Below are 18,018 nucleotides of genomic sequence, written 5' to 3' on the forward strand. Positions count from 1 at the left end.
CGGCGACGTGAGACGGGATGAGGTGAGGAGGGGTGAGACGAAGCGAGGAGGGGCGAGTGAAGTGCGGTGCGGGCCCGCGCCTCACTCGGCGGCCGGCCGCGACGCGCCGACGCGCACCTCGTCGCCGACGGCGAGCGTCTCGCCCCACGAGGACTCGGGGACGCGCGTGTTCACCATGAGGCGGAAGTCGTGGTCGAACCAGTCGCTCTTGGCCCAGTCGGGTTTCGTCTCCGCGCGCCGGCGGACGAACGTCTCCCGGAAGCCGTCGTACTCGTCGCCGGTATCCGGGTCTCGCGAGGGAACGACGCAGCGTTGGCACGGGTTGACGCCGGCGAACCGCACGCTCCCGACAGAGAACTCGACGACGCGCCCCCTGCGGTCGAACAGGCGGTCCTCCCAGAACGGCGGGAGTTCGCCGTCGCCGCGGGCGCCGAGTTCGACGTTCGCGCGGAGGCGACGGCGCATCCCGTCGACCGTGATGCCGTCGAACCACGACGCCGTCTCGCGGAGCGTCGCCGTACTCACGACGGTCGGCCCCGACGCCTCGGTGTCGTCGGGGAACCCGCCCGCGCGGTTCTGGTCGAGGGACACCTCGTAGCCGAAGAACTCGGAGAGAAACGCCGTCATCGCCGCCCGGTCGTCGTCCACGTCGAACGCCGCCTCGCGGTCCGGGACGACGAGGCGGAGGCGTCGCGTCGCCGGGTCGAAGTCGGCGCGGATTCGGTGGACCGCACGCTCGCGCTTCCCGTTCACGTAGTCGCCGTTCGAGTCGAACAGGGCGAACTCCCGGTCGCCGTCCAGCCCGCCGTTCTCGACGAGTTCGACCGACTCGCGGTCACAGCCGTCCAGCGATTTCACCGGAAACGTCGTGAGGCGTCGGACGACGGCTGTGGGACCGTCCATCGGGTCGCCGGGTTCGGACCCCTCGTCACCGGGCGTCGAGTCTGCGGGCATCGCCGCCTACTCGGCGTCTTCGTCTTCGTCGTCGTCCGCGCCGGGGACGTGGTCGGAGAGGACGGCGTCTATCTCCTCGTTGTCGACGTCGCGGTAGCCCTCGGCGGAGACGGTGACGACGCTGAGGTTCTCCGCTTCGAGTTCCTCGTCGGGGACGGTGAGCGCGCGGACGGCGAGTCCGACGCCGTCGGACAGCGACAGTTCCTCGCTCCACTCCTCTTCGAGGTACTCCTGGACGTCGCTGCGGTTCGCGCCGATGGCGACGGCCTTCCACTCCTGCGGCGCGCCGGAGGGGTCGGTCTGGAACAGTCGCGCGCGGGTCTCCTCGCCCTCGCCGTCCATGCCGCCGATGAGGAGGGACGCGCCGAACGGCCGCGTTCCGCCGCGCTGGGTGCTCTCCTGAATCATGTCCGAGAGCGACTTCGTCAGCGTCTCGACGCCGATGGACTCGCCGTAGCGGAGGTGGTTCACCTGCGCCTCCTGTCGGGCGTCGTCGACGAGTTGCCGGGCGTCCGCGACGTGGCCCGACGTGGCGGCGCCGAGGTAGCTATCGAGCTTGTGAATCTTCTCGATGCTCTCGGTCTCCATGAGCGACGAACTCGTGCGGCGTTGGGCCGCGAGGACGACGCCGTCGTCGGTTCGGATGCCGACGCTCGGCGCGCCTCGCTTGACTGCTTCGCGGGCGTACTCGACCTGATAGATGCGGCCGTCGGGAGAGAACAGCGACGTACCCCGGTCGTACGCCTGCTGGTCGTTTCGGTTCATACAGCCCCATCCGGTCCCCGGAGGTATAAAAGCACCACCGGGGGAGGATAGTACCGCATCCCGGCGACGTTTACGTCTGCTCGCCCCGAGAGCGGACGGTTCGGTACCGCTGCGCGCGACAGCACGCCGTGTCAGAGAGGCCGCGCGCCGCGGAGCGACCAGTCGGAACGGGTGAACGTCCGCGTTCGGGGGCTCCCGCCGAACCGAGCGACGCCGCCCCGCGGCCCACACTTTTCTCGCTCGCCGTCGTCTCTCCGACCGTGTCCTACGACCTCCGAACCGTCGTCGCGGTGTTCGTCGTCGGCCTCCTCGTCGGCGGCGGCGGCGTCGCGTACGTCCTCCCCGCGGCGACGACGACCGGCCCCACGTCCTCGACGGGCGTCGCCACGGGATGTACCGCCGACCCGCCCGCCGGACCGTCGTCGTACCTCGTCCGCGTCCCCGGCGGCGAGACGACGACGTTCGTGTTCAACCGGACCTACGCGCACGAGGCGGCCGCGCTCGACTTCGATGCGACGGTCGAGAACCCCGCTCCCGGCGTCTACGTCTACCGAATCGCGAGTTCGCCCGACGCCGACGCGGAGAAGACGCCGCCCGAGGACTGCACGCCAGTCTCCCGACTCGACGGCGTCGCGACGGTGCCGAGCGACTACGAGACGTTCCGCGTCGTCTTCGACGGCCGGACGGTGGCCTCCGTCGAGAACGACGGGTCGCACGTGATACTCCGACGACTGGAGAACGGTACCGCCTGAGCGTCGGTTCGCCGGACGGACCCCGTCGTCAGGGTGCGGTCGGCGTCGTATTTTCCGTCCCGGTCGCCGTCGCGTTCGAACCCTGCGTCGCGGTACGCGCCGCGGCCACCCACGCGGGTTCCGCGACCGGTTCGTCGCCGCGGTTCGTGTACTGGATGCGCACCGTCGCCGTCGCGTTCGGCGCGTCGGGCGTCTCGTACGTCCGTTCGAGGCGGAGGACGACGCCCTCTCCGGTGACGAGCGCCCACCCCGTCGAGTTCTCAACGCCGGGGTACGGGTCGGGACCGAGACTGAGCCAGAAGTAGGTGACGCCGTTCTGGTCGATGGCGTCGGTGATTGTCGAGTTCTCCACGGAGAGATACCAGCCGAGGTAGCGTTCGACTCGGTCGGCGTAGTAGCCGTGCCGGGACCGCGCGGTCCGCGTCGGCGTCGCCGAGTAGACGGTGTCGTTCGGCCCCTGCGGCCCGCTGACCTGCCGTTCCCAGCGGATTCCCCCGTCTGCGTACGCCTCAACGTCGGCGACGATGGGGGGGTCAGCCGAGGGGACGCCCCTGCCGGAGACGTTCGTGACGTAGTTGACCGGTGCGGCCACCTCGACGCGTTCGACCCGGCGGCTCCGCTCGGTCCCGTTCACCGCTTCCAGATACGTCAGTTGGAGTTCGTACGGTTGCGTGGTGACGGCGTCGGCGTGCGTCTCCGCGAGGCGGTAGGGGTCCCGTATCCCGTCCGGTCCGAGTCCGGGCGGGAACCCGCGACTTCGCTCGGCCGTCGGTGTCGGCGTCGGGGTGGGCGTCGGCGTGACCGTCGGCGCTGGCGTCGCCGTGCCGTCGGCGTCCTCGACGGGGTCCGCGGACGCGCCGAGACCGCCCACGCTCGCGCCGTCGGCGTCGGACCCGACGCCGAACGGAGCGCCGTCCGCCCACAGTCCTCCGATCGACCCCGCGAGGACGAGGGCGACGAGCAGACCCACGACGACGACGGCCGACGAGGGGAGCGAGCCCAGCGACGCGGACGACACCGGGAGTCGGTCGCGGAGTGCGGGCGTCGGCTCCGCCGCCTCGGTCAGGAGGGGCCGACCGAGGTGGGTCGCGGCGATTTCGACGGCCCGTTCGCGCGGGAGGGCGTACAGCAGTTGCTCTCGCAGGTCGTCGGGTTCGACGACGTCGACGCCGGTCGGTCGGTCCGACACCGGCCTGTCGACCACGACGGCGTCGACGTCCGCGGGGAGCGTCCGGCGGCCGAGACGGCGCGTCGCCCACGGGCCGCAGACGACCAGCATCCGGCGCGTTCCGTCGCGAGTCGACACCGTCACCGCGTCGCCGTCGACCGTCGCCTCGGCGCCGCGCGCCCGCCACATCGCGGCGACGAGTCGCGCCAGCGACCGCTGGTCGAGGCGGCGGACCGACCGGCGAAACTGGCTCCGGTCGACGGGGCGCATACCGTCCGTTAGGACGACGACGGGTCAAGCGTTTCGGAGGGTGGGGTGGGCGGGCCGCCGTTCCGACTGCGCTACTCGTCCCGCCGGACGTACGTCGCGAAGTCGAACCGCTCGCCCGTCTCGCGGTCCGTCTCCGCCCACGCCGAGGCGTCCCAGTCGGGGAACCGAGTGTCGCCCTCGTACGACTCGTGAATCTCGGTCAGCACCATCCGCGTCGCTCGCGGGAGGAACTGCTCGTACACGCGCGCGCCGCCGACGACGTACACCGTCTCGACGCCTCGCTCTGCGGCCGCCGCTTCGGCCCGTTCGACCGCCTCGGCGACCGAGTGCGCCAGCACCGCGCCGTCGGGGAGGTCCAACTCGCGCGAGGAGAGGACGACGCTGGTCCGGCCGGGGAACGGTTCGCCGAGGGCGTCGACGACGCTCTCGTACGTCTTCCGACCCAGAATCACGGGGTGGCCCGTCGTCGTCCGCTTGAAGTGCGCCATGTCCTCGGGGAAGTGCCACGGCATCCCGCCGTCGCGGCCGATGACGCCGTTGTCTGCGACGGCGGCGACGAGGGCGTACTCGGTTTCGCTCGGTGACTCCGGCATCACTCGGCCACCGCGAATCGAATCCCCTCGTCCGGGTCGTAGTCGTGCAGTTCGACGTCGTCGTACGTGAGTTCGTCGAGGGGAACGTCTGCCACCTCGATGGTCGGCCGGTCGCCCGGTTCGCGGGCGCACTGCCGCAGGAGGCCCGGAACGTGGTCGTAGTCCTCCTTGCCGTCGGGTTCGGGCGGTGCGGTCTCGACCAACCAGTCGCGCACGTCGAGGTAGTCCGCGCGCGACTCGACGTCGGCGAGGCGCGCCTGCAGGTCCGCGAGGTTGTCGGCGTACCACGCGCCGCGGTCACCCTCGCCGCAGTAGACGTGCGCGTCGACGACGGTGTGGGCGAACTTGCCGACCTCGAAGCCCGTCCGCTGGGCGACGGCGGTGGCGAGGAGGGCGTAGGCGGCGACGTTGAACGGGACGCCGAGGGCGATGTCGCCCGAACGCTGGGTGAGATGCAGGTTCAACTCGTCGCCCTGCACGTTGAACACGAACGAGTAGTGACACGGCGGGAGCGTGGAGACGGCGGCGTTCGCCGGGTGCCACGCGTTGACGACGATGCGCCGGGAGGTGGGGTTCTCGCGGAGGGTGTCGAGCACGTACTGAATCTGGTCGAACGTCCGTTCGTCCTCGTTCAGCCAGCGGTGGCCCTCCTCGGGCCACGCCTCGCCCGGCAACCCCTCGTCGGGGATGGGAAAGCGCCGCCAGAACCGACCGTAGGCGGTGTCGAGTCGCCCCTCGTCGTCGGCCCACGCGTCCCAGATGCCCGTCTCCTCGCGCAGCGTTCGGATGTGCTCCTCGCCGGAGAGATACCAGACGAACTCGTGAATCAGCGAGTTCCAGCGGAAGCCCGACAGGTCCTTGGTCGTGAGCAGTGGAAAGCCCTCCCGCAGGTCCACCTCGTAGTGGCGGCTGAACGCCGAAATCGTGTCTACGCCCGTGCGGTTCGGCTTGTGCTGCCCGTCCGACAGCACGTCGGTGACTAGGTCGAGATACTGGCGCATGGTGGGCTCGGGGTTAGGATACTGTGCTCGGTACCGAGGTATGAACGTGACGCAATGGACGCTGTCGGGGGCGTCCGCCCGGTCCGTATTTACCGGCCTGCGCGGTAGACGGAGGCGTGACCGAAGACGGACCGGACCCGCGACCGAACCGACCGCCCGAGACCGAGGACGGCCGTTCGCTGCTAGCGCTCCTCGACGAACTCCGCGTCATCGCCCAGAACGGGCTGGAGTACGGCGACGACGGCCACGACGCCCACGACGAGGAGCGGTACCGCCGCCTCCTCGACCTGACGAGCGAGTGGTACGGCGTCGCCCTCGACCTGCCGCCGGCGGAGGCCAGAGACCGCCTCGCGGCCGAACTCGGTCACGCGACGGCGAAGGTGGGCGCGAACGCGGCCGTGTTCGACGACGACGGCCGGATACTGCTGGTCCGGCGAGCCGACAACGGCCGGTGGGACCTCCCCGGCGGCTTCGTCGAACCGAACGAGACGCCGCCCGAGGCGGCCGTCCGGGAGGCCCGAGAGGAGGCGGGCGTCGAGGTGTCCGTCGCGGAGTTGGTCGGCGTCTACGCCGTCGGCCCCGACGACGAGGGGTCGCCGCACGCCCACACCCACGTCCCCATCGTCTACCGCTGTGAGCGAATCGGTGGCGAACTCGACGGCTCGCACGAGAGCACTGAGGTCCGCTTCCGCCACGTCGACGACGTGTCGGCGTGGCACACGAAGAACGAGCAGTTCGCCCGCGACGCGCACGAACGGTGGGTCCGCCGGGACGAGTGAGTCTGCACCGCGAGGGTGGCTCCGCGTCGGGACGGGTGGCTCCTCGCCGAGCGAGTGGTTCAGCGTCGGGCGGGTGGTTCCTCGCCGAGCGAGTGGTTCAGCGTCGGGACGGGCGACTCCGCCGCGGCCCCGGACGACCGAGCGGACCCCCTCTCGCCGCCCGCGCCGTCGCAGTCGAGACAACATACTTACAACTCTCGACCGAATCGTTCGACCGATGCCCTCCCGCCGCGACGTTCTCGCCCTCCTCGCCACCGCTCCGCTCGCCGGGTGTAGCGCCGACCCAGACGCCTCGTCCGCGACGGACGACCCGCCGCTCTCGGGTCGGACCGTCACCGTCGTCGGCGACGTGCCCCTCCCCGACGACGCCGGGGCCAGACGCACCGGTGCCGTCGGCGACGCCGACGTGGTGCTCGTCCCCCCGGGCGCGCAGTTCTACGACACCGCCCTCTACGCGCTCGAAGCCGGCACGCCCGTCGTCGTCGCCGGCGAGGACGCTCCGGGAACCGTTCTCCGCCTCTGCGAACGGGCCGGGGAGCGGTACGGCGTCCCCAGCGACTCGTGGACGCCGAGCGAACGCGTCGCCGCCGTCGTCCCCGTGGCGGACCGCCTCCTCGTCCAGTACGTCGAACCGATACGCGGCGCGGACCTCCCGGCCCGACTCCCGTGGGCCGTCGGACAGGTCCTCGACGGCCGTCCGCCCGCGTTCCCCGTCGAGGGCCCGTCGCGTCCGGACGGCGGCGTCGAACTCGGGCGCGTCCGGGTCCGCGGCCGCGTCGACGTCGGCGACTACGACCGCTGGGACCGCGCGACGCTGTTTCCGGACCGCGAACGCGCCGTCGTCGAGACGGTGGCGACGGTGACCGCCGCGGACGCTCCGTTCCCGGAGCGGTACCGCGTCGACGAGGTGTCGGTTCGGACGGGATTCACCGACGCGACGGTGAAGGCGACCGGACCCGCGGCCGGCACGGACGCGTTCGCCGTCGAGCAGTCGGTGAGCGACGGCGGCGAGGTTACGCACGGCTTTACGCCAGCGAAACGGGCGTCGCGCCGGTCGCTGACCGTCGGTGCGCGGACCGTCGTCGCCCTCGACGACCCCACCCCGCCGTTCTCCTACCTCGGCAACGTGCGCTGCCGGTGGCGCGACCCGCGACTCCTGCGCGACGACGGGACGTGGGTCGCCCACACGCCCGGTCGCGCCGTCTGGCGCGGGTTCTGAGGTCGGGCGGACGGCTCCGACGGCCGCCATGGAAAGAGGAAAGGCCCGTTCGCGTCTACTCTCGGGCGTGATATCTAACCTCGCGCACGACGTGCAAGCGTTCACCAGCAACGCCTTCCTCGTCACTGGCGAGACGACGGCTCTCGTGGACACCGGCGCGAACTTCGACGTGGTGTCGCGCGTCCGCGACCGGGTGGACGGACTCGACCGGGTGTACCTCACGCACACGCACACCGACCACGTCGGCAACGTCGCGGCGGTCCGCGAGGCGTTCGACGTGGAGACGTGGGGGTTCGACCCCGACCGGCCGGAAGTCGACCACGCCGTCGAAGACGGAGAGACGGTCCGCATCGGCGACGACGACTACGAAGCGCTCCACACGCCGGGACACAAGGACGACCACCTCTGCTTCTACTCGCGCGACGCGAGCGTCCTGTTCGCCGGTGACCTGGTGTTCGCCGACGGCGCGTTCGGGCGCACCGACCTCGAAGAGGGCGACCGGGCGGCGCTGACGGCGAGCATCGACCGCGTCCGGGAGACGGTGGGGGAGGACCTCTCGGAGATGCACACCGGCCACGGGCCGAGCGTCACGCAGCGACCGTTCGAGGACGTCGAACTCGCCGGGCGCGCCGCCCGGATGTGACCCGCTTCGACGGTCTCACCGGCCATTCAGACGGGAATCACTCGTCCGCGGGCCACTCGGCCGCGGATTACTCGTCGGCGCCCTCGGGAATCTCGTCGGCCGGCCGGGACTCCGACTGGATGCCGAAGTAGCCCGGTTCGTCGCCCTCCGGGTCGTTGATGACGAACTCGTCGGCGTGCGACATCAGCCACGGCACCGTCCACGTGACGATGCGGTCCTCCGTGTCCGCGTCGAGTTCCGTCTCCGGGTCGAGTCCCTGCAGGAGGCGCGAGATTTCGGGGACGGTGTACATCATCTCGTCGTCGAGCACTTCCGCGGGTTCGTACAGTCGGTACGGGTAGAGCGTGTCGAACTCGTCTTTCGGTCGAGGCATACCGAACAGTCGCCGCCGGCGCACGTAAACGCCCTGACTCCGGGAGAACGAATCACAATGGTTATCAAATGGCTTCGAAGTGTGAACGTATGGAATCGCCGTCCGAACGGCTGCTGGGCGTCTTTCGCGACTTCGGCGGACGGGCGCTCAGAGACGTGTGGCTCTTCGACGAACGGGCGTTCGAGCGCGTGTACGTCCGCGACGACGTCGCCGAGGCGATCGCGGACGGCGACCTGGACGTCGAGCGCTTCGTCGACAACGAGCGCTACGGCTTCGTCACGCGACAGACGTACGAGTCGCTCTACTACGCCGATTACGGCTACACCGTCCGCGGGCTCTCCTCCTTCGAGCAGTTCCGGACGTTCCTCTGCGACCAACCCATCGGCGTCTTCGCCAGTTTCGACCTCGCCGACGACGGCTACGACTACCGGCAACTCGACGAGTCCGTGCAGGAACTCGCGCTCGAACTCGGCCCGGAGACGTTCGCGCCCGAGGCGGACCCGACGGTGACCGACTGAACGACGCGCTCGGCGGGCGGTGCGGCCGCTCTGCGGCGTGCGCAAAGAAAAAATCGGGGTGTACGCGGCGTCGTCTCCGACGCCGCACTCGTCGCTTACTCGAACAGTTCGACGGCCTGCTCGTAGCGGCTGCTGGGTTCGTCCCAGTCGACGACCTCGAAGAAGGCGTCGACGAAGTCGCCGCGGGCCGGGCCGTAGTCGTAGTAGTACGAGTGCTCCCAGACGTCCAGCGCCAGAATCGGATGCCAGCCCCAGAGCGCGCCCTGGTCGTGCTTGTCCACCACGACGTTGCGGAGCTGGTTCGAGAACGAGTCGTAGACGAGGAGCGCCCAGCCGCTCGCGTTGCCCGCGGCGGCCTCGAACTCGCCCTTCCACGCCTCGTAGGAGCCGAAGTCCTCGGCGATACGGTCGGCGAGGTCACCCGAGGGTTCGGAACCGCCTTCGGGCGACATGTTCTGCCAGAAGAGGTCGTGGAGGATGTGTCCGCAGCCGTTGTGCGTGACGTTGCGAATCGCGCCGGCCGACGACGAGAAGTCGCCCTGCTCGCGGTTCGACTCCAGCGTCTCCTCCGCACTGTTCCAGCCGTTCACGTAGCCCTGATGATGGGTGTCGTGATGCCACGTGAGCACCTGTTCGGAGATGTGCGGTTCGAGTGCGTCGTAATCGTACGGCAGGGGGTCGAGTTCGTAGCTCATGGTAGATTCCTCCACCCCTTCCTTGTCTTGGAATGCTGTTAAACGTTGAGGAGAGGCATGATAACATTTGACTGTCACTTCCGGTGACCGTCTCGCGGGCGGTCAGTTTTCGACCGGTCCGGTCTCGCGGTCGTACTCGATTTCCTCCGCCACGCGTTCGGCGACGTCGCGTCCGCACTCGCGTTCGACCAGGTGGAGGGCGAGGTCCAAGCCGGAGGTGACGCCGCCCGCCGTGAGGACGTCGCCGTCGTCGACGAACCGCGCGTCCTGCACGGCCGCGTCCATCGCCCGCAGGTCGTCGAGTGCGCTCGCGTGCGTGACGGCCGGGCGGCCGTCGAGGACGCCGGCGTGTGCGAGGAGCATCCCGCCGGTGCAGACGCCGGCGACGACGCCGCCCCGTTCGGCGTGTTCGGCGACGGCGTCCGGGACGGCACCGCGTTCGGCCTCCATCCCCGCACCCGGTCGCGAGGGGTCGCTCCACCCGCCGCCGGGCACGAGGAGGACGGGCGGGGAGTCGCCGCCGTCGACTGCGCCGCCGGCGTAGAACGTCCCGTCGACGCCCACGCGCAGGCCGTGACTCGCGGTGACCGACTCGCTCGGTTCGAGCGTGACGAGTCGCGCGCCGCAGTCGGCACCGAAGGCACCCGCCGTCTCGAACACCTCGTACGGGCCGACGGCGTCGAGTTCGTCGAAGCCGTCGTACAGGAGAATCTCGACGTGCATGGGCCGAGATGGGGTCGCCACCGAGAAAACGGTTGCCTAACGGTCGGTTCTCACCGTCGGCGAACGCCGCGTTCTCCCCGCAATCTCCGTCGCCGAACGCCGCGTTCTCCCCGCGCCGTCAGTCGTCGTCGCCGCGGGCCGCCTCGAACGCCGCGATGGCCTCCTCGCGCCGGTCGGCGTGGTCGACGATAGGGGCCGGATAGTCGGGGGCGACCCGTTCGCGTTCGGTCGGCGAGAGGTTCGGCCAGTCGTGAATCGCGTCGGCGTCGGCGTCGCGGAGTTCGGGGACGTACTCTTTGATGTACGTCGCGTCGGGGTCGTAGCGCTCCCCCTGCGTCGTCGGGTTGAAGATGCGGAAGTACGGTTGCGCGTCCGTCCCGGTGGAGGCGGCCCACTGCCACCCGCCGTTGTCGTTGGCGGTGTCGTGGTCGGCGAGGTACTCGCGGAAGTGGGCGTACCCCTCGCGCCAGTCGAGGAGGAGGTCCTTCGTGAGGAAGGCGGCCACGATCATCCGCACGCGGTTGTGCATGTACGCCTCCGCGCGCAACTGCCGCATCCCGGCGTCGACGATGGGATAACCCGTGCGGCCCTCCTTCCACGCGGTCAACGCCTCGTCGTCGTCGCGCCACGCGATGTCGTTCTCGTACTCCTTGTAGTTCTCCGTCACCACCTCGGGATTGAAGAAGAGGACGTGCGCGTAGAACTCCCGCCACGCCAACTGCGACTGGAACTCCTCGACGGACTCGGCCTCGTCGCCGCCGTCGGCTTCCGCGGCGGCGTCTTCGGTCGCCGCGTACACCTCGCGGACGCCTATCGTCCCCCACTTGAGGTCCGTCGAGAGGCGGGAGGTGGCGTCGCGTTCGGGGTAGTCGCGGTCCTCGGCGTAGCGGAAGATGCCGTCCGCGCAGAACGCCCCCAGACGCTCCCGCGCGGCCTCGGTCCCGGCCGCCTGCACCGCCGCCTCCGGTTCCGCGAACCCGAGGTCCTCGATGCTCGGCAGGGCCGCGCCCGACACGTCGGCCAACGAGTCCGCGTCCGGCGACGCGAACGGGTCCGCCTTCTCCCTGTCGCGCCACTTCTTCCAGAAGTAGGTGTAGACGGAGTAGGGGTCGCCCGCGTTCGTCGTTATCGACCCGGGTTCGTGGTGGATGGCGTCGTGAACCGCCTCGCGGGGCACGTCCGCGTCGTTCAGCGCCCGCCGCACGGCGGCGTCGCGAGTGCGGGCGAGGCCCGAGTAGTCCCTGTTCCAGACCACCCGGTCGGCGTCGTACTCGGCGGCCAGTCGGGGCAGTTCCTCGGCGGGGTCCCCGCGGACGACCACGAGGTCCGAGTCGCGTTCGCGGTACGCCTCGCGCAACGCCGCGAGAGCGTCGAGCATGAACCGAACGCGGGGGGCACCGGCGTGCGCCAACACGTCGTCGTCGAAGACGAACACGGGGACCACCGCGCCCGACTCGGCCGCCGTCGCGAGGCCGCGGTTGTCCGCCACCCGCAGGTCGCGTCGGTGCCAGAATATCTGCATACGGGGCGCAAGGACGAGACGACCCTCAAGCTATCGACGCGTCGTCCCCGACGTATCCGTTCGTCTGATTGTTTCGCGACTCTGTCCCGTTTGCGAGAGCTTTACGCGAGAGTATTCGGTGGTTAGCGGGCCGACGGCGTCGGCGTGCGAGAACTTAACGAACGATAGGGAGGGCGAAAAATCGGCCGACACGTCGGGAAACGGTAGTAAGTGCCGCATACCTAACCCCCGGGACCTACTGTAGTGTCGATAGTGACGAGAACGCTCGACCGCGTCGTCAAACGCGCAGTGACCGTCGGGTCGTCGGTCCGTTCGACAGCGCTCGCTATGCGACGCCGTCGCGACCCGCGCGTCGTCGTCCTCCTCGTCGCGGCGTTCGCCGTCCTCTCGGGCGTCGTCGTCGGCATGGCCGCCCGGTGGCCGACGGCCGGCGTCGTCGTCTCGTTCGTTCTCGTGAGTACGGCCGGCGTGGTCGTCGCCGACAGTCCGCGAGTGCGGCGACGGGTTCGGCGGTCCTGCCGGCGCGCCGTCGAGGCGGTTCGGCGGCGACTGCGGCGGGACGAGTCGCCGCGCCGCGACACGGCGGACGTCGAGTCCGTCGAGAGACACCTGCGGCGCGCGGGCGTCCTCGTCGACGAGGGGGAGAACCGGGTTCCGAGCGTCGAACCGTCGTTCGAACGCGCGTGGCGGCGCCGCATCCTCTCCGTCGGCGACAGGAGCGAGGACGAGGCGGTCCTCGCGGACCTACTGTCGGCCCCCAGTCGAGCGGTCGAACTCGGGTGGGTGGCCGAGGAGGGGGCCCTCGTCGCGACGGTCCGCGGGACGCGCGCCGGGCGGTGGCCCTCGCGCGCCGCGTTCGTCGCCGACGTGACCGCCGCCGAGGAGTTCCGCGAGAAGTACCCCGAGTGGTGGGCGCTCTCGCCGCCGATGCGGACGCGCGCCCTCGCGGCGCTCAGACTGTGTCTGGACTGGTGTCCGACCTGCGACGGCGCGGTTCGAATCACCCACGTCGACGGCCACACGCCCGACGCCGACTCGGTGCTCGCGGCCACCTGCGAGGGGTGCGCCGCCCACCTGTTCGAGGCCGAACTGGAACCGGTCCACTTCGACCGGCCCCGACCGCGGGACGCCGAGGTCTGACCGCGCGGCCGCGACGGCGGGACTCGCTCGGGTCACAGCGGTTCTATCGCGTCGCGTCGCCCGTCGAGCACCGCGAACCGGTCGCCGCGCCGTCGCTCCAGCCAGTAGAGCAGTCGTTCGGCCCACCGGAGTTTCTTCGCCTTCTCCGCGCCCACCGTCGGGTCGTCGAACTCCCAGCCGACGAACCGGAGGGAGGCCGCGCCGAACGCGTCGGCGAGGAACGCCGCCCGGTCGCCGTCGGTGAATCCGCCGTGGTTGACGACGCCGTCGACCGGTTCCGCCTGCGTCGTCGCGAGGACGTGGTCGGCGTCGAACCGCGGGAACCACTCGCGTATCGCCGGCACGTTGTCGCCGTGGGCGTGCGCGGCGACCGGTCTGCCCGCCCGCGTCCGCCGGAGCGCCGTCTCCGGATTCTTGTCCAGGTCGGTCACCATCAGGTCCACCTCGTACCCCGCCTCGCGGACCACGTCCGCCGCCGTCGACGCCGCGAACACGAGGCCCGCGTCGGCGACGGCGTCCACCTCGTCAGAGAGCGACGGGGCCGCGCCGACGACGGCGACGGTACGACCCGTACAGTCGAGTCTGTCGGCGTCGAACGGGCGGGCGTACGCGGCCATCACGTCGCGGGCGCGTTCGTCGCCCTCGCGTGGGTAGCCGAAGTCGTCCAGAATCAGTTCGTAGACGGGGTCCCAGTCGAGAAACTCCATAGCTACGGCTCCTCGACTGTAGTACGGTGTGGACCGGAATGGCACCAAGTACCCCTACCCGCGTGCCCTTCCGGCTTCCAGTCGGCCGATTCACGGTCGTCCGGCATAAGTTTTCTCTTACTCTGACGTGTTTCAGTTTACTCACAGGACGCCGTCTTCGACCGCTTCGAGGGCCGAGTCGAGCGAACTCGACGCACCCGTCGCGAACGACGCCGTCTCCGTCAGGGCGCGCGGCGTCCCGACGAGGAGGACCCGGTGTCCGTCGGCGTCGCCCTCGGTCGCACCGCGGGCCACCGTCGCACCCGCGTCGCCCGCCGCGGCGGCCAGCGTCCGCACGTCGTCGTCGGAGAGTCCCGCGAGTTCGAAGACGCGCACGACGGCCTCCGAGGCGACCGACTCGGGCGTCTCGACGCCGAGTCTGTCGAGGTGCCGTTCCGCCTCGCGGGGCGTCGTCACGTCGAGTTCCTCGACGCTCACGTCGCCCGTCGCCCGCGTCCGTCGGCGGGCGAACTCCTTGCCGACGAGGGCGGCGTCGCGCGTCTCGGCCACGTCGTGCGTCCGGACGACGTGCGCGCCGCGTTCGACGGCCATCGACGTGGCGGCGAGGGAGACGGGGAGGGCCGCCGCCGTATCCCGGCCGGCCACCTCCCGCAGGAAGTTCTTCCGGTTGATGGAGACGAGGATGGGGTAACCGTACCCGCGGAACTCCCGGAGGCGACGGAACGTCTCCCGGTCGTGGGCGAGGGTCTTCGTCTCCGACCACCCGCCGAACGCCGGGTCGACGATGGTCTTGTCGGTGAAGCCGTTCAGTTCGAGGGCGTCGTAGATGTCGTCCACTTCCTCGACGGCGCCCGGCCGTTCGAGGTCCGGGGGCGACGCCATCTTCGCGACGGCGGCGTCGTGGTCCGCACAGACCGTCGGCATCTCTGGGTCGGCGAACCCGCAGATGTCGTTGACCATGTCGAACCCGCGGGAGAGCGCCTCGTCGGCGACTTCGTGGTAGCGCGTCTCGATGGAGAAGACGGCGTCGCCGGCGACGCTCTCCAGCACCTCGACGGCGGTGTCGAGACGGTCCAGTTCCTGGTCCGCCGAGAGCACCTCGAACTTCTTGTTCGCGGACTCCAGCCCCACGTCCACGATGTCGGCCCCCTCGTCGACGAGTTCCGTCTCGACGTACTCGGCGGCCTCACCCGGGTCGTCGAACACGCTCGGGTCGTACGGCGACTCCTTCGAGACGTTCAGCACGCCCATGATTCGCGGCGGGTGGTCGTCGCCGATTTCGAGTCCGGCAGCGTCGACGGTTCGCATGCGCGGAGGGTAGGATTGTGTCGGTATATGCAGTCCGGTCTCGGCGGGCGTCGCCGGGGACGCGGCCACGCGACTCCCGCTTCTCGAACTGTAATCTGAAGACGAATGTACCGCTCCGGAGACCTATTAGCACAGCTTATGGACCGCTTCGAGTGACGTACGACCGAGTGCCGGCCGTCGTAGTGTGAGGCGACCGGTTGCCGACCACCACCCATGACCGACGCGCCCCAGACCGTCTTGACCGTCGACGACGAACCGTCGCTGACCGAACTGTACGCCGCGTGGTTAGCCGACGCGTACGAGGTGCGGCAGGCGAACGACGCCGCGGCGGCACTCGACGCCGTCGCGTCGGACTTCGACCCCGACGTCGTCCTCCTCGACCGACAGATGCCGGAGACTACCGGCGACGAACTGCTCGATACTCTCCGCACCGAGGGCGTCGACTGCCCGGTGGTGATGGTGACGGCGGTGGACCCCGAGTTCGACGTCGTCTCGATGCCGTTCGACGACTACCTCGTGAAACCGGTCGGCCGCGACGAGGTGACGCGGACCGTCGAGGCGTCGCTGACGCGCGAGACGTACGACGAACAGGTGCGCGACTACTTCGCGCTCGCTCGAAAGCGGGCCGTACTGGAGGCGTCGACGGCCGTCACGGAGGTACACGACCACCCCGCGTATCGGGAGTTACGGCGCGAACTCGACCGGGTCTCGCGGACCGCCGACCGGACCCGCGACGACCTGCTACGCCGGGAGCGACCGTTCGAGCATGACTGACGACGGCCGGTCCGCGTTCCACCGCCTCCTCCCGCGCCGGATACGGCGCAGTTACGCCGCGACGTTCGCCTTCGTCCTCGTCGGCGTCACGTTCTGTATCGTGCTCGTCGGCGGGGTGACGTACGTCCACGCCGGCGACGTCCTCGAACGGGACACCCAGCAGCAGGTGGTGACGAACGCGGAGATACAGGCGAACCAACTCGACGAGTGGGTGCGGCGGATGCGCGTGACGCTTCGCTCGACGGCGGAGTCGGCCGCGTTCCAGTCGGGCGACCGGGGGGAGATAGCCGTCTACCTCTGGGAAGTCGTCGAACGCGACGACGACGTGGCCGCCGCCTACTACGTGGACACGACGAACCACACGGTGCTGTCGAACGCCGGGTCGGCCGAGGTGTCGAGCGCCGTCTCGGTCACGACGGGCCGCGGCCGCGAGGCGTTCGTCGCCGCCGCCCGCGAGTCCTCGGGCGCGTCGGACGTGGTCGTCTCCGACCCGTTCCGCCCGACGCCCGACGGAGCGCCCGTCGTCCTGTTCGCGACGGCCGTCCCCAACACCGACGGCTCCCGGGCCGTCGTCGCCGTCGTGGACCTCGTGGAGGCGTCCGACCGGCACCTGCACCACACCGACGACGGCACGTTCGTCGTCCGCAACGACGCGGGCACCGTGGTCATGTCGCAGGACGAGTCGCGGATTCTCACCGCGGACGAACTGGCGACGGAGACGCTCACCGGCGCTCGCGGCCACGCGGCCACGACGCTCGACGGGCGGCCGACGGAGGTGGGGTACGCCGCACTCGACGCCCGCCCGTGGACCGTCACGTCGCGCGTCCCGGCGGCGACGGCGTACGCGCTTCGCGGCGACATCCTCGCCGGTCTCGGCAGCATCCTCGCGGCCGTCCTCGTCGGTGCCGGCCTCATCGCCGTCACCCTCGGGCGCGACACGACACGCTCGGTCCGGACGCTCGCCGAACGCGCGCGGCGACTCACGGCGGGCGAGTTGGACGACCCGGTACGGACGGACCGCGAAGACGAGTTCGGCCACCTGTTCTCCGCGTTCGAGGCGATGCGGCAGTCGCTCAGGGCGCGCATCCGCGAGGCGGAAACCGCGCGTGAGGCCGCCGAAGACGCGCGGCGCGAAGCCCTCGAAGCGAAGGCGGAGTCCGAGGCGTTCAGCCGGCACCTCGAACGCACGGCCGCCGCGTACGGCGACGTGATGGCGTCGTGCGCGTCGGGTGACCTCGCGTCCCGCCTCGACCCCGACGACCGGAGCGAGGCGATGCGCACGGTCGCCGTCTCGTTCAACGCGATGATGGACGACGTGCAGGAACGCAACGAGCAACTGGCGACCATCTCGCACGTCCTCAGCCACGACCTGCGGAACCCGCTGAACGTCGCCACCGGCCGCGCGAACCTCCTCGCGGAGGACGTCGACTCGCCACACGTCGGACCGCTCTGCGACGCACTCGACCGCATCGACACCATCATCGACGACGCCGTGGTCCTCGCTCTGCACTCGAACGTCGAGGAGACGATACCCGTCGACCTCCGCGCGCGGGCCACGTCGGCGTGGGCGCTCGTCGAGACGGAGGCGGCGACGCTCACGGTGACCGAGACGACCACGTTCGACGCCGACCGCGACCTCCTGAGCCACGTGTTCGAGAACCTGTTTCGGAACTCGGTCGAGCACGGCGCTCGACGTGCCTCCGGTCGCTCCGCTCCCGGAGACAGCGTGGAGCACGGCGCCAGGAGCGACCGGACGGCGTCCGGCGACGACCCACCACCGGACGCCGGCGTCCACGTCCGCGTCGGACCGCTGGCAGACGCCCGCGGCTTCTACGTCGAGGACGACGGCGACGGCATCCCGCCGGCGGACAGAGACGCCGTCCTCGCGGCCGGGTACACGACGAACCGCGAGAACGGGGGGACCGGGTTCGGCCTCAGCATCGTCAAGACCGTCGCCGACGCCCACGACTGGACCGTGACCGTCACCGAGAGCGAGACGGGCGGCGCGCGCTTCGAGGTGGGCGTCGAACCGCAGTCGGAGCGCGAGTGTGCCACGGCCGACGCGCCGACGGAGGTCTGACGTGCGGGGCAGTTCTTCGCGACCGGCCGCGTCG

The 18,018-nt window shown here is 70.4% G+C and carries 19 protein-coding genes; 8 read left to right on the forward strand and 11 right to left on the reverse strand.

Annotated elements, in window-relative coordinates; genetic code table 11:
- Positions 1-81 precede the first annotated feature (81 nt).
- Together BM310_RS09635 and psmA are read right to left on the reverse strand one after the other, a co-directional pair.
- Positions 82-954: an MOSC domain-containing protein gene (locus BM310_RS09635; RefSeq protein WP_177232588.1), complete on the reverse strand. Its 873-nt coding sequence runs from the start codon at positions 952-954 to the stop codon at positions 82-84.
- 6 nt (positions 955-960) lie between these two features.
- Positions 961-1,719, reverse strand: a complete 759-nt coding sequence (gene psmA, locus BM310_RS09640; RefSeq protein WP_089807168.1) for an archaeal proteasome endopeptidase complex subunit alpha — start codon at positions 1,717-1,719, stop codon at positions 961-963.
- A gap of 260 nt (positions 1,720-1,979) precedes the next feature.
- Between psmA and BM310_RS09645 the strand changes: the two genes are divergently transcribed.
- Positions 1,980-2,471 carry a hypothetical protein gene (locus BM310_RS09645; protein ID WP_245778467.1) on the forward strand — a complete coding sequence of 164 codons (492 nt, stop codon included), beginning with the start codon at positions 1,980-1,982 and terminating at the stop codon, positions 2,469-2,471.
- Positions 2,472-2,499: 28 nt separating this feature from the next.
- On the opposite strand, the gene BM310_RS09650 is transcribed toward BM310_RS09645, so the two are convergent.
- From BM310_RS09650 to thyA, 3 genes are all read right to left on the reverse strand, one after another.
- On the reverse strand, positions 2,500-3,909 hold the full coding sequence (locus BM310_RS09650; protein WP_089807170.1) for a hypothetical protein: 1,410 nt from the start codon (positions 3,907-3,909) through the stop codon (positions 2,500-2,502).
- A 71-nt stretch (positions 3,910-3,980) separates the two neighbouring features.
- Positions 3,981-4,502: a dihydrofolate reductase gene (locus BM310_RS09655; RefSeq protein WP_089807172.1), complete on the reverse strand. Its 522-nt coding sequence runs from the start codon at positions 4,500-4,502 to the stop codon at positions 3,981-3,983.
- Positions 4,502-5,503, reverse strand: a complete 1,002-nt coding sequence (gene thyA / locus BM310_RS09660) for a thymidylate synthase (protein WP_089807174.1) — start codon at positions 5,501-5,503, stop codon at positions 4,502-4,504. The genes BM310_RS09655 and thyA overlap by 1 nt, the downstream gene beginning before the upstream one ends.
- 116 nt (positions 5,504-5,619) lie before the next feature.
- On the opposite strand from thyA, the gene BM310_RS09665 reads away from it, so the two are divergent.
- From BM310_RS09665 to BM310_RS09675, 3 genes are all read left to right on the forward strand, one after another.
- Positions 5,620-6,282, forward strand: coding sequence for an NUDIX hydrolase (locus BM310_RS09665; RefSeq protein ID WP_089807176.1), 663 nt, complete (start codon positions 5,620-5,622; stop codon positions 6,280-6,282).
- 217 nt (positions 6,283-6,499) lie between these two features.
- Positions 6,500-7,501 carry a hypothetical protein gene (locus tag BM310_RS09670; RefSeq protein ID WP_089807178.1) on the forward strand — a complete coding sequence of 334 codons (1,002 nt, stop codon included), beginning with the start codon at positions 6,500-6,502 and terminating at the stop codon, positions 7,499-7,501.
- Between the two features lie 67 nt (positions 7,502-7,568).
- Positions 7,569-8,144, forward strand: a complete 576-nt coding sequence (locus BM310_RS09675; protein WP_089807180.1) for an MBL fold metallo-hydrolase — start codon at positions 7,569-7,571, stop codon at positions 8,142-8,144.
- 67 nt (positions 8,145-8,211) lie between these two features.
- On the opposite strand, the gene BM310_RS09680 is transcribed toward BM310_RS09675, so the two are convergent.
- A complete protein-coding gene (locus tag BM310_RS09680; protein ID WP_089807182.1) occupies positions 8,212-8,517 on the reverse strand; it encodes a DUF5827 family protein in 306 nt (101 codons plus the stop codon).
- An 89-nt stretch (positions 8,518-8,606) separates the two neighbouring features.
- Here BM310_RS09680 and BM310_RS09685 point away from each other — a divergent pair, with 89 nt between their 5' ends.
- A complete protein-coding gene (locus tag BM310_RS09685) occupies positions 8,607-9,035 on the forward strand; it encodes a DUF7522 family protein (RefSeq protein WP_089807184.1) in 429 nt (142 codons plus the stop codon).
- Between the two features lie 95 nt (positions 9,036-9,130).
- Here BM310_RS09685 and sod read toward each other — a convergent pair whose 3' ends face one another.
- From sod to BM310_RS09700, 3 genes are all read right to left on the reverse strand, one after another.
- Entirely contained in the window at positions 9,131-9,730 is a 600-nt protein-coding gene (sod, locus tag BM310_RS09690; protein WP_089809135.1) for a superoxide dismutase, read from the reverse strand.
- Between the two features lie 102 nt (positions 9,731-9,832).
- Positions 9,833-10,453: a DJ-1/PfpI family protein gene (locus BM310_RS09695; protein WP_089807186.1), complete on the reverse strand. Its 621-nt coding sequence runs from the start codon at positions 10,451-10,453 to the stop codon at positions 9,833-9,835.
- Positions 10,454-10,571: 118 nt separating this feature from the next.
- Positions 10,572-11,975: a cryptochrome/photolyase family protein gene (locus tag BM310_RS09700; RefSeq protein WP_089807188.1), complete on the reverse strand. Its 1,404-nt coding sequence runs from the start codon at positions 11,973-11,975 to the stop codon at positions 10,572-10,574.
- 327 nt (positions 11,976-12,302) lie between these two features.
- Between BM310_RS09700 and BM310_RS09705 the strand changes: the two genes are divergently transcribed.
- Positions 12,303-13,115: a hypothetical protein gene (locus BM310_RS09705; protein ID WP_089809137.1), complete on the forward strand. Its 813-nt coding sequence runs from the start codon at positions 12,303-12,305 to the stop codon at positions 13,113-13,115.
- A gap of 32 nt (positions 13,116-13,147) precedes the next feature.
- Here the strand turns inward: BM310_RS09705 and BM310_RS09710 are convergent, their stop codons facing one another.
- Together BM310_RS09710 and folP are read right to left on the reverse strand one after the other, a co-directional pair.
- Positions 13,148-13,822: a 6-hydroxymethylpterin diphosphokinase MptE-like protein gene (locus BM310_RS09710; RefSeq protein ID WP_089807190.1), complete on the reverse strand. Its 675-nt coding sequence runs from the start codon at positions 13,820-13,822 to the stop codon at positions 13,148-13,150.
- Between the two features lie 141 nt (positions 13,823-13,963).
- Complete coding sequence (gene folP, locus BM310_RS09715; protein WP_089807192.1) at positions 13,964-15,130, reverse strand: dihydropteroate synthase; 1,167 nt, start codon at positions 15,128-15,130, stop codon at positions 13,964-13,966.
- 213 nt (positions 15,131-15,343) lie between these two features.
- Between folP and BM310_RS09720 the strand changes: the two genes are divergently transcribed.
- Entirely contained in the window at positions 15,344-15,904 is a 561-nt protein-coding gene (locus tag BM310_RS09720) for a response regulator (protein WP_089807194.1), read from the forward strand.
- Positions 15,897-17,984 carry a HAMP domain-containing sensor histidine kinase gene (locus BM310_RS09725; RefSeq protein ID WP_089807196.1) on the forward strand — a complete coding sequence of 696 codons (2,088 nt, stop codon included), beginning with the start codon at positions 15,897-15,899 and terminating at the stop codon, positions 17,982-17,984. Before BM310_RS09720 ends, BM310_RS09725 begins: the two co-directional genes overlap by 8 nt.
- Positions 17,985-18,018 lie beyond the last annotated feature (34 nt).

Origin of the sequence: Halogeometricum rufum (genome assembly GCF_900112175.1) — an archaeon.
Taxonomy (GTDB): Archaea; Halobacteriota; Halobacteria; order Halobacteriales; family Haloferacaceae; genus Halogeometricum; species Halogeometricum rufum.

Coding starts and splice junctions, on each gene's coding strand:
- BM310_RS09635 (WP_177232588.1), bottom strand. CDS start 954: ATGCCCGCAGACTCGACGCCCGGTGACGAGGGGTCCGAACCCGGCGAC.
- psmA (WP_089807168.1), bottom strand. CDS start 1,719: ATGAACCGAAACGACCAGCAGGCGTACGACCGGGGTACGTCGCTGTTC.
- BM310_RS09650 (WP_089807170.1), bottom strand. CDS start 3,909: ATGCGCCCCGTCGACCGGAGCCAGTTTCGCCGGTCGGTCCGCCGCCTC.
- BM310_RS09655 (WP_089807172.1), bottom strand. CDS start 4,502: ATGCCGGAGTCACCGAGCGAAACCGAGTACGCCCTCGTCGCCGCCGTC.
- thyA (WP_089807174.1), bottom strand. CDS start 5,503: ATGCGCCAGTATCTCGACCTAGTCACCGACGTGCTGTCGGACGGGCAG.
- BM310_RS09670 (WP_089807178.1), top strand. CDS start 6,500: ATGCCCTCCCGCCGCGACGTTCTCGCCCTCCTCGCCACCGCTCCGCTC.
- BM310_RS09680 (WP_089807182.1), bottom strand. CDS start 8,517: ATGCCTCGACCGAAAGACGAGTTCGACACGCTCTACCCGTACCGACTG.
- BM310_RS09685 (WP_089807184.1), top strand. CDS start 8,607: ATGGAATCGCCGTCCGAACGGCTGCTGGGCGTCTTTCGCGACTTCGGC.
- sod (WP_089809135.1), bottom strand. CDS start 9,730: ATGAGCTACGAACTCGACCCCCTGCCGTACGATTACGACGCACTCGAA.
- BM310_RS09695 (WP_089807186.1), bottom strand. CDS start 10,453: ATGCACGTCGAGATTCTCCTGTACGACGGCTTCGACGAACTCGACGCC.
- BM310_RS09700 (WP_089807188.1), bottom strand. CDS start 11,975: ATGCAGATATTCTGGCACCGACGCGACCTGCGGGTGGCGGACAACCGC.
- BM310_RS09705 (WP_089809137.1), top strand. CDS start 12,303: ATGCGACGCCGTCGCGACCCGCGCGTCGTCGTCCTCCTCGTCGCGGCG.
- BM310_RS09710 (WP_089807190.1), bottom strand. CDS start 13,822: ATGGAGTTTCTCGACTGGGACCCCGTCTACGAACTGATTCTGGACGAC.
- folP (WP_089807192.1), bottom strand. CDS start 15,130: ATGCGAACCGTCGACGCTGCCGGACTCGAAATCGGCGACGACCACCCG.
- BM310_RS09720 (WP_089807194.1), top strand. CDS start 15,344: ATGACCGACGCGCCCCAGACCGTCTTGACCGTCGACGACGAACCGTCG.
- BM310_RS09725 (WP_089807196.1), top strand. CDS start 15,897: ATGACTGACGACGGCCGGTCCGCGTTCCACCGCCTCCTCCCGCGCCGG.